Consider the following 8,927-nt stretch of genomic DNA (forward strand, 5'->3'; position numbering starts at 1 on the left):
GGCCCCACCTACTCGACGGCTGTCTCGCCCAGACCGGCCTGATAATCGAACACCCCTTGAACACATGACCGACCCTACGAATTCAGCCTGTGTAGAAGCCCGGGGAAGGACGTCGGCCGGGCTGTCATGTCATCCTGAAGGCGCTTTCTCCACTCCCTCCAGGACAAGAAACGAGAAAAGCAGTGAAAGCATGGATCTTCCTCGTCCTCGGTGTTCTCCTGATCCTGGTCGGCGGCCTGTGGACGCTTCAAGGGCTGGGCATCGTCGGCGGTAGCGTGATGAGCGGCGTCACCCTCTGGGCCATCATCGGCCCTGTCGTCCTCATCATCGGCCTGGTGATCGCGTTCCTCGGAATACGCCAGAGACGAGACCCGCGCGGTTAATGACCGTCGAAAGCGGGTTAAAGATGGATCATGACCGCACGCTATGACGGCCAAGCCGAGTGGTACGACGCGTTCAACACCCCCTGCGCCGCCGCGAACCAGCCGGACGTGGCCGAGCTGCTGGGGCCGGGCGACGGACCGTGCCTGGACCTGGGCTGCGGCACCGGCCTCTACCTCGACGCGATCCGCGCCACCGGCAGGACCGTGGTGGGGCTCGACCGGTCCGGCGACCAGTTGCGCCTGGCCCGCCGCAGGGACGACGCGCCGCTGCTCCAAGGTGACGGCACGGCGCTGCCGTTCGCCGCAGGGGTGTTCGGCACCGTCGCCGCGTTCTGGGTGTCGACCGACATCGGCGACTTTCCCGGCCTGCTGAAGGAGGCGGCCCGGGTGCTGCGCCCCGGCGGGCTGCTGCTGTTCTACGGGGCGCACCCGTGTCTCAACGGCCCGCACATCGAGAACCGTGAGGACGGCGCGCTGATCATCCATCCCACGTACCGCATCAAGGGCTGGCACCGACGCGGGCCATGGTGGCGCAAGGGCGGGGTCCGGGAGCGGGTGGGAATGAGCCAGCTGCCGCTCCCGGACCTGATCAACGCGTTCATCGACGCGGGACTCGACATCGAGCGGGTGTACGAACCGGGCGAGGACCCCATTCCCAACGTCCTGGCCGTCAGGGCGTACGCGCGCTGAGCCTTACCGGAAGTCGTCGGCGTGGTCCTGGGCCCACTGGGCGAAGGTGTGCGCGGGACGGCCGGTGACCTCCTCGACGACCGTCGAGGTCGGGGCGGGGTGGTCGGTACTGGCTGCCAGCATGCGCATGATGCCCTCCACCCCGATCGGGGGCATGGACTTGGCCAGGTCCGACCGGGCCTCCTCGACGGAGATCACGTCAAGCGTGATCTTGCGGCCGATGGCCTCGCCGATGAGCTCGACGTGCTGCCTGATGGTGAGCGACTCCCGGCCGTAGAGCGTGTAGGCCCGCTGAGCGTGGCCGGGCTCGGTCAGGGCGGTGACGGCGAGCGCGGCCATGTCCTTCTCGTGGATGGAGGAGATCTGCGCGTCCGGGTACGCCGTACGGACGGTGCTGTCGGTTCTGATCGACTGGCTCCACCACCACAGGGTGTTCGTGGCGAACATCCCCGGCCGGATGAACGTCCAGTCGATGCCGGAGCCCTCGAGGGCCACTTCGACGACGCGATGCAGCTGGGCGATCGGGTGGAGTTCGGCGCTGGGGAGAACGACGGACGCCGATGACAGCAGCACCACGTGTCGTACGCCGGCGGATCGCGCCGCCTTCACAAACCCATCGATGCCATCCGGTTTGGTGTACAGGAAGACCTTCTCGGCACCTTCCAGAGCGGCGGGCAGCGTCTCGGGCGAGTCGAGATCGGCTGCCACGACCGGTGTGTCCGGCGGGAACCCCGGCGCGTGCGGATCCCGGCCCGTCGCGCGGATCGGTAAGCCCGCCGCGCGCAGTCCGGCGGCGACATGGTGACCTACATTGCCCCGGGCACCGAAGACGACAGTGACCATTAAGAGGACCTCCCGAGAAGTTTGATCAGCTGGTTGCGGAGTTCGGTACGGGTTTCAGGTGACAAAGGGTCGTCGCCGAAGAGGGCCCGTACGAAGTGCGGCATCGTGATCGGGGCGAAGACCACCGCGTAGGCGGTCAGGAGCGCGAACCTGGCGTCCACCTCATCGGTGACCTCGCCGTTCTCCTGCCGTTGGCGGATCTTCTCCACCGACTCCGCCATTTTTGCCCGCTGGCGATCCAGGTACTGCCGCCCGTCCGCCTCATCGGTGAACGGGCAGTCGCCAAGGGCCTGCCAGACGGTCAGCCGGGCCCAGTCGGGGTTGTCGAGCGTCGCGTCCAGGTGCGCGCCGATCGAGTCCGCGAACGAGGTGTCCGGCGTGACCAGGCCGGCCTCGATCTCCTGCCAGCGCCGGCGCAGCTCGTCCAGCAGCCCCTGCTTGCCGCCGAAGTAGTACGAGATCAGCTGCTGGTTGACGCCGGCGCGGGCGGCGATGCCGGCCGTGCGGGCACCCGCGTAGCCCTTCGCCCCGAACTCGGCCACGGCGGCGGTCAGGATCCGCTCTCGTGTCTGCTCCGCCGCCTGGCCGCGATCCTCTGGGCGCGGTGCCCGCCGTGCTCCCATGCCTGAAGAGCGTAGTTCTTCAATCGATTGGATGACAACTGTCATTCGAACGATTGAAGAAGAGGAGAGTCCTCAGACGGGAGAACAGGTGGGGGCGGGCGCGGTGTTGGTGCCGTTCCAGGAGGCCAGGAAACCGAAGGTGGCCGTGGCTCCGGCGGCCAGGGTGCCGTTCCAGCTGACGTTCCGCACGCTCACGGTGGCCCCGTTCGCGGTGAGCGTGCCGCCCCAGATCTGACTGATCTGCTGGCCGTTGGCGAACGTCCAGCCGACCGTCCAGGCATTCGTGGTCGCGGTCCCGGTGTTCTTGACCGTGACCTCGCCCTGGAAACCGCCCGTCCACTGCCCGACGTTCTTGAACGTCGCCGTGCAACCGCCCACCGGCGTAACGGTGGGAGTGGGCGTCGGCGTGGACCCGCCCGGGGTGAGGAAGTTCACCAGCGCCGGGTACCAGCGGTCGGACATCTTCTGGTCACCCGAGGCGTTCGGGTGCACTCCGTCGTACGTGTCCGCGCTCGTGCTGAACCCCGTCCACTGGTCGACGACGACGATCGGCGACTGCTGGGTGGAGGTGGCGGCGGCCCAGGCGGGGATCGCATTGTTGAAGGTGATGGCGCGCTGCCCGCAGTCGGCGCAGGTGGACGGGTTCATCGGGATGATCTTCGCGACCAGGATCTTCATCGCCGGGTTGCTGGCCCGCATCTGGTTCACCAGCGTGGTGAACGCGCTGAGGATCGTCGCGGGCGCGATGTTGCTCCACACGTCGTTGGTGCCGAAATGCATCAGCACGATGTCGGGTTTGGTGGCCGCCAGCCAGCCGGGGAGCTGGTTCTGGCCGGCCACGTTCGTCGCCAGGAAGCCGCCGTGGCCCTCGTTGTCGCCGTCGTACGACACAGAACAGCCCTGCGGCGGCAGCGTACCGACGAAGTCGATGTTGGTGTAGCCCGCGCTCTGGAGCCTGTTCCACAGCAGCGCCCGCCAGCAGCCGGGCGAGCCGGTGATCGAGTCGCCGAGGGGCATGATCCTGGTGGCGGCCGCGCCGGCCGGTGTCGCGATCAGGAAGAGTACCGTTCCGATCAGGGTCAGCATGGCCACCACTAAGGCGCTCATCCGCGACATCGTCCGCTCCCGAAGATCGTGGGTCTGCCGAGAGCGTAGGAGCGCGTAGGGGCGGCGGAAAGGCGGCCGGTCCGGGTGGGTCTTTCGACCTGCGGTGTTATCCGGAACGGCGTGTAACTTTCAGAACTTGCCGCCCAACCCGGCGCCTGATTACATGATTACATGAATAATGAGGCAGTGCCGACCTTGTACGAATGGGCGGGCGGGGCAGAGGCGCTGGAGCGGCTCACCGAGGCGTTCTACCAGCACGTGCGGAAGGACGACCTGATCGGGCCGCTGTTCGCGCACATGGACCCCGGTCATCCGCGATATGTGGCGATGTGGCTCGGTGAAGTGTTCGGCGGCCCCGACCATTACACCAAGGAGCGGGGCGGCTACCCCCACATGCTCTCCCAGCACCTCGGCAAGGGCATCACCGAGCCGCAACGGCGCAGGTGGGTGAACCTGCTGATGGACGCCGCCGACGAAGTGGGGCTTCCCGACGACCCCGAGTTCCGGGCCGCCTTCGCCGGCTACATCGAGTGGGGCACCCGGCTGGCCGTGCACAACTCGCAGCCCGGCGCGACGCCCCCGACCAGGGCTCCGGTGCCGCACTGGGGCTGGGGCGTCGCCCCGCCGTACCAGCCGTAGGACATCGCGCCCCTGGTCGTAGCCTGGAGGTCACCGACAAACCACCAGGAGCGGGGCATGACACGCGGGCGGCTGCGCATCGACCTAGGCGCGGGCCCCGGCGTTGCCGCGACCGCGCCGCCGCCCGCGCCCCGCCCCGCTCGCCCGCCCGCCGCGCTCACCCGAGACCGGCGGATCGTCGGCTGGGCGATGGCGCTGCTCGGGCTGCCGCTGCTCACGGCCGTCATGCTGGCGTTCGCCGAGCAGCTCACGCTGCCGAGCGAGATCCTGTTCTTCCTGCTGCTGGTGGTCGCCGTCGCCCTGGTGGGCGGCAGGTGGCCGGCGCTCACCGCGGCGGTGCTCGGCTTCGCGCTGCTCAACTGGTTCTTCACGCCGCCGCTCCACACGCTGACGATCTCCGCGCCGGAGAACCTGTTCGCGCTGACCACCTTCGTCCTGGTCGCCGCGATGGTCAGCACGGTCGTCGACCAGGCGGCCCGCCGCAGCAGGGAGGCCACCCGGGCGCGCGCCGACGCCGAACTGCTGTCCACACTCGCCGGCCACGTCCTGCGCGGCGACGCGGCGCTGCCGTCCCTGCTGGCCAGGCTCAAGGAGGTGTACGAGCTGGCGTCCGTCACGCTGCTCGAACGCGACGGCGACTCCTGGCGCGTCGTGGCCACGGCCGGAGGGCCGCCGTCCACCTCGCCGGGCCATGCCGACACCGACGTGCCCATCGACGACGACCTGGTGCTGGCCGTACGGGGAAGGCAGCTCGACGCGGCGGACCGGCAGGTGCTCGAGGCGTTCGCGGCCGAATCGGCGGTGGCGCTGCGACAGGAACGCCTGCGCGAGGAGGCCGAACGGGCCAAACCGCTGGCCGAGGCCGACAAGATGCGCACCGCGTTGCTCGCGGCCGTCAGCCATGACCTGCGCAACCCGCTCGCCGCGGCCAGGGCGGCGGTCGACAGCCTGCGCGGGACAGAGGTCGACTGGACCCCCGAGGACCGCGCGGAACTGCTGGCCACCGCGGGCGAGTCGCTCATCAAGCTCGACCGGCTGGTGTCGAACCTCCTCGACATGAGCCGCCTGCAAGCCGGCGTGCTCGGTGTCACGCTGGAGCCGCTGGCGGTCGAGGACGTCGTCCCCCAGGCGATCGCCGATCTCGGACCGCTGCGCGACCGCGTCCACGACGGGTTCAACGGTGAGGTTCCGGAGTTCATGGCCGACGCGGCGCTGCTGGAGCGGGTGCTGGTCAACCTGATGTCCAACGCCGTCCGCTTCAACCCGCCCGATCACAAGGTCGTGATCTCCGCGAGCTCGTACGGCGAACACGTCGAGTTCCGCGTCATCGACCGGGGACCCGGCATTCCGGCGGAGGCCCAGGAGCGGGTGTTCATGCCGTTCCAGCGCCTGGGCGATCGGCAAGGTGTGGGGCTGGGCCTCGGGTTGGCGCTGTCCCGCGGGCTGACGGAGGCCATGGGCGGGACACTCACGCCGGAGCGGACGCCAGGAGGGGGCTTGACCATGACCGTCTCGTTGCGGAGGGCTCCTTGACCCGCGTGCTCGTGGTGGACGACGAACCGCAGATCCTGCGGGCGTTGCGCATCAACCTGGTCGCCAGGAGCTACGAGGTGGCCGTCGCGCCGGACGGCACCGCCGCGCTGCGCCAAGCCGCCGACTGGCATCCCGACCTGATCATCCTCGACCTCGGGCTGCCGGACCTGGACGGAGTGGACGTCATCCACGGGCTGCGCGGCTGGACGAGCGTGCCGATCATCGTGCTCTCGGGACGGGCGGGCAGCCCCGACAAAGTGGACGCGCTCGACGCGGGAGCCGACGACTACGTGACCAAGCCGTTCGGTATCGACGAACTGCTCGCGCGCATCCGCGCGGTGACGCGCCGCATGGGGGCGGCTCCCGACGAGCCCGCGACCGTGCGGGTGGGCGAGCACCTGGTCGACCTCGTCAGGAAGACGGTGTCCGGCGGGGTACGGCTGACGCCCACGGAGTGGCATTTCCTGGAGCTGCTGGTACGCAACCCCGGCAAGCTGATCAGCCAGCGCCAGTTGCTGAAAGAGGTGTGGGGGACTTCGTATGTGAAGGAGACCCACTACCTGCGGCAGTACATGGCTCAGCTACGCCGCAAGCTGGAGCGCGATCCGGGGCATCCCGTACACTTGCTGACAGAGCCGGGAATGGGCTACCGCTTCCAGCCGTAGCCACTACTCCGGCGGGAAGTACGTATCCTCCAGCGGGTCCGTGAAGGCGTCGGACTCGCGGGGGTCCTCCTCGTTCACCCATCTGGAGATGCTTCGCGCGGCCTCGTCATCGATCTCGAGGATTCTGTGCCGTTGCGGGAGCCTGTCCAGGTACATGGCGGTGGCGGACAGCTGTACGTCATCGCCCATGTCGTGACTGATTTCGTAAAGTTGATCGCTCATGGGACTCACGCCTTGGTGATCATCAGAGTTGTCTTACGTACGGTCCATGCGGCCAGCGCGACACCGAAGGCCAGCTGGAAGACACGCATCCAGAACGTGGAGCTGTCGTTCACATAAATCACGACACCTAGCCACACGAGGCTGAAACCGCCGACTAGGACGATTGCTGCCCAGTTGAACCATCGCTGCCACATATGCGCAGTCTTACAGCCAGTCGACCAAGGCTGGGTAAGCAAGTGGTCGTCTTCTGGTCACCTGGGCGCACCGCGCGTGCGGCCGGCCGCACGCGCGGTCGCTCCCTACTCGGTGGGTCTGGTACCGATGACGACGGTGGCGTACAGCTCATCGGAGCAGGCCACGCGCGGGGTCAGCCCGCCGGCGGCCATGGTGTCGGCCGTCCGCGCCGCCTGGCCCTCGCTCGTCTCGACCAGCAGATGACCGCCCGGTGCCAGCCACGGCGGCGCTTCCGCGATCATCCGCCGCACGATGTCGAGCCCGTCCGCGCCACCGTCGAGCGCCACCAGCGGCTCGTGGACGCGGGCCTCCGAGGGCAACAGCCGGATCGCCTCGGTGGGTACGTACGGCGGGCTGGCGATCAGGATGTCGACGCGACCCCGCAGCGTGGCGGGCAACGGCTCGTAGAGGTCGCCCTCGTACACCTGGCCACCGATGGAGGCCAGATTGCGGCGCGCGCACCGTACCGCGGCGGGGTGCAGGTCGGCGGCGTGCAACTCGACCCCGTCCAGGACCGCGGCCAGCGCGGCGCCCATAGCGCCCGTCCCGCAGCACAGATCGACGACGACGGTGCCCGACCGGCTGCCCAGCGCGGCGGCCTGGCTGATGAGGAACTCCGTACGGCGGCGCGGCACGAACACCTCGGGATCCACCGCGATCCGCAGCCCGCAGAACTCCGCCCAGCCAAGAACGTGCTCAAGTGGGAGACCGGCGACCCGCTGGTCGACCATGGTGGCGAGATCGTCCGGCGTCCTCGCCGTTGAGATGAGCAACTCCGCCTCGTCCTCGGCGAAGACACAACCGGCGGCCCGGAGCCTGATGACGATGGCGGATTGGTGGACAGCTGACGGAAAAACCGACATGAGCGCCTTTCGGAAAGCCAATGAGCGCTCCCTAGGCCACCTACGTCAGGTGGACCACACAACTATGAGAGGGGAGCACCCAGCCTGTTAGAGCGGTAATGGGTCTCACCTCCTCGGTCGGGTCCATCGCTGGAGACGGCAACATTACCTGACGTCCTGTTCCGCACGCCAACGGCCGGTCTCGCCCGCCTCGCCCGTCTTCTCGCACCGGACTCGTCGTATCGGAAGGCTTCAGTGGGGCAGCGTACGGGCGGAGCCGACGCAGCGGCGCAGCCGCATGCCTCTCGCCGGCCGGACCTGAGCCGGCTGCTCCAGGCAGGCCAGCAAGGCGGCCGCCGCGCGGGCGTCGGCCAGGATGCGCTGCACGGCCTCACCGTTCTGGGGAAGCTGGCCGCGTTCGGCGAGCTCGTGCTTGAGGAAGGCCAGCGGGTCGGGCGCGTCCACCGCCTCGGCCGCCACCGTGGCCCGGGCGGCGGTGAGCAGCCGCAAGTAGTACGTCCGCAGGATGGCCTCGCGCATACGCACGTGTTCGAGGTCGTCGATCAGCGTCCGGGCGACTCGGAGGAGATCTCCGGCGTGAGTCGCGTCGTCGGCAAGGAAGGCGCGGATGTCATCGAACTCCGAGCGGGTCATTGCGGACACCTCCGGGGACGCAGATTGCTCGTAGCTACTTCGTACACAGGGGCGATTGCGGATGACTTGCTTTCGGCTTGTCTCCGCGATGCCGGTCGCCTGGCCCGGCCCCGGTCCGAGATCGACAGGTTTGAGCATCTTGAGGGCAGGGAAGGACCTCATGATTACCTGTACGGCACGAAGCAGCCGCAGACGGCTGCTAGAGTTGCTCAGGCAGGGCGGCGCAGGGGTTCACAGAACCTCGGGACGAAGCCCAGCACTTCCCACTTTCTCCTGGTTCGCCCAGATGGTTCGCACCATCCGGATGGGCTGGTAAGTTAGAGGGGTTGTCCCGGAAACGGGGCGGTGTTTATTCCAGAAGGTCGAAGCGAGTCGGGTCAATTTGACACCGGGTCGCGCGGCTGAAAGAATAAAGACACAACGAAGACGAAAACAAAAACGAAATGAGCGCCTCTCGCAGGTTGGGGAGTACGCGTCCGTTTCTTGAGAACT

11 protein-coding genes are annotated in these 8,927 nt (G+C 68.1%); 5 read left to right on the forward strand and 6 right to left on the reverse strand.

The window, feature by feature from the left end; all coding sequences use genetic code 11:
- Window positions 1-182: 182 nt before the first annotated feature.
- Window positions 183-383, forward strand: a complete 201-nt coding sequence (locus AB0F17_RS65900; protein ID WP_358047663.1) for a hypothetical protein — start codon at window positions 183-185, stop codon at window positions 381-383.
- Window positions 384-413: 30 nt separating this feature from the next.
- The gene (locus tag AB0F17_RS65905; protein ID WP_358047665.1) at window positions 414-1,073 is read left to right on the forward strand and encodes a class I SAM-dependent methyltransferase; all 660 of its coding nucleotides are present in this window, start codon (window positions 414-416) and stop codon (window positions 1,071-1,073) included.
- 3 nt (window positions 1,074-1,076) lie between these two features.
- On the opposite strand, the gene AB0F17_RS65910 is transcribed toward AB0F17_RS65905, so the two are convergent.
- The 3 genes from AB0F17_RS65910 to AB0F17_RS65920 all read right to left on the reverse strand — a co-directional run bounded on the left by AB0F17_RS65910 (window position 1,077) and on the right by AB0F17_RS65920 (window position 3,646).
- Complete coding sequence (locus AB0F17_RS65910; protein WP_358047667.1) at window positions 1,077-1,916, reverse strand: NAD(P)H-binding protein; 840 nt, start codon at window positions 1,914-1,916, stop codon at window positions 1,077-1,079.
- On the reverse strand, window positions 1,916-2,539 hold the full coding sequence (locus AB0F17_RS65915; protein WP_358047669.1) for a TetR family transcriptional regulator: 624 nt from the start codon (window positions 2,537-2,539) through the stop codon (window positions 1,916-1,918). The genes AB0F17_RS65910 and AB0F17_RS65915 overlap by 1 nt, the downstream gene beginning before the upstream one ends.
- 72 nt (window positions 2,540-2,611) lie before the next feature.
- A complete protein-coding gene (locus tag AB0F17_RS65920) occupies window positions 2,612-3,646 on the reverse strand; it encodes a cellulose binding domain-containing protein (RefSeq protein ID WP_358047670.1) in 1,035 nt (344 codons plus the stop codon).
- Window positions 3,647-3,817: 171 nt separating this feature from the next.
- Between AB0F17_RS65920 and AB0F17_RS65925 the strand changes: the two genes are divergently transcribed.
- Genes AB0F17_RS65925 through AB0F17_RS65935 form a run of 3 tightly spaced genes read left to right on the forward strand, consistent with a single transcriptional unit; the run spans window position 3,818 to window position 6,483 of the window.
- The gene (locus AB0F17_RS65925) at window positions 3,818-4,285 is read left to right on the forward strand and encodes a group II truncated hemoglobin (protein ID WP_358047672.1); all 468 of its coding nucleotides are present in this window, start codon (window positions 3,818-3,820) and stop codon (window positions 4,283-4,285) included.
- Between the two features lie 57 nt (window positions 4,286-4,342).
- The gene (locus AB0F17_RS65930; protein WP_358047674.1) at window positions 4,343-5,818 is read left to right on the forward strand and encodes a DUF4118 domain-containing protein; all 1,476 of its coding nucleotides are present in this window, start codon (window positions 4,343-4,345) and stop codon (window positions 5,816-5,818) included.
- The gene (locus tag AB0F17_RS65935) at window positions 5,815-6,483 is read left to right on the forward strand and encodes a response regulator (protein WP_358047676.1); all 669 of its coding nucleotides are present in this window, start codon (window positions 5,815-5,817) and stop codon (window positions 6,481-6,483) included. The genes AB0F17_RS65930 and AB0F17_RS65935 overlap by 4 nt, the downstream gene beginning before the upstream one ends.
- A gap of 3 nt (window positions 6,484-6,486) precedes the next feature.
- Here the strand turns inward: AB0F17_RS65935 and AB0F17_RS65940 are convergent, their stop codons facing one another.
- From AB0F17_RS65940 to AB0F17_RS65950, 3 genes are all read right to left on the reverse strand, one after another.
- On the reverse strand, window positions 6,487-6,705 hold the full coding sequence (locus AB0F17_RS65940; RefSeq protein WP_358047678.1) for a hypothetical protein: 219 nt from the start codon (window positions 6,703-6,705) through the stop codon (window positions 6,487-6,489).
- 299 nt (window positions 6,706-7,004) lie between these two features.
- Window positions 7,005-7,802 carry a putative protein N(5)-glutamine methyltransferase gene (locus tag AB0F17_RS65945; RefSeq protein WP_358047682.1) on the reverse strand — a complete coding sequence of 266 codons (798 nt, stop codon included), beginning with the start codon at window positions 7,800-7,802 and terminating at the stop codon, window positions 7,005-7,007.
- A gap of 231 nt (window positions 7,803-8,033) precedes the next feature.
- Complete coding sequence (locus AB0F17_RS65950; protein WP_358047680.1) at window positions 8,034-8,435, reverse strand: hypothetical protein; 402 nt, start codon at window positions 8,433-8,435, stop codon at window positions 8,034-8,036.
- Between the last annotated feature and the right edge of the window lie 492 nt (window positions 8,436-8,927).

The sequence above is a fragment of the Nonomuraea sp. NPDC026600 genome (genome assembly GCF_040638335.1).
In the GTDB taxonomy this organism is placed as follows: Bacteria; Actinomycetota; Actinomycetes; order Streptosporangiales; family Streptosporangiaceae; genus Nonomuraea.